At 37.3% G+C, this 260-nt stretch carries 1 protein-coding gene; it reads left to right on the top strand.

Annotated elements, in window-relative coordinates; all coding sequences use genetic code 11:
- Window positions 1-197: replication initiation factor domain-containing protein (locus CJF42_RS25845; RefSeq protein WP_170940782.1), on the top strand; the 197-nt coding region annotated here is incomplete at its 5' end.
- Between the last annotated feature and the right edge of the window lie 63 nt (window positions 198-260).

Raw genomic sequence — 260 nt, 5'->3', positions numbered from 1 at the left:
TTATTCAAGCGGGTAAATTACAAAAGCTCAGTAAAGAACAACAAAAAGAATATAGAGATAAACATGGTTGGCAAAAACGCTATGACATGGTGGCCGATGCGGGTAATACATTATATGTAGGCTCTAGACGTTCGGGCAAAATGGCGCGTATGTATGAAAAAGGCAAACAACTTAATTCTGAAACACAACAAGAATAGGTAAGAGCTGAACTAGAGCTTAGAGCAATTGATCGCATTATCTCTTTAGATGCTTTGCTTAAT

The sequence above is a fragment of the Pseudoalteromonas sp. NBT06-2 genome, from assembly GCF_002276045.1.
GTDB lineage: Bacteria > Pseudomonadota > Gammaproteobacteria > Enterobacterales > Alteromonadaceae > Pseudoalteromonas.
Note: the sequence above shows the minus strand (reverse complement) of the source record. Positions and strands in the feature narration are given on the sequence as shown.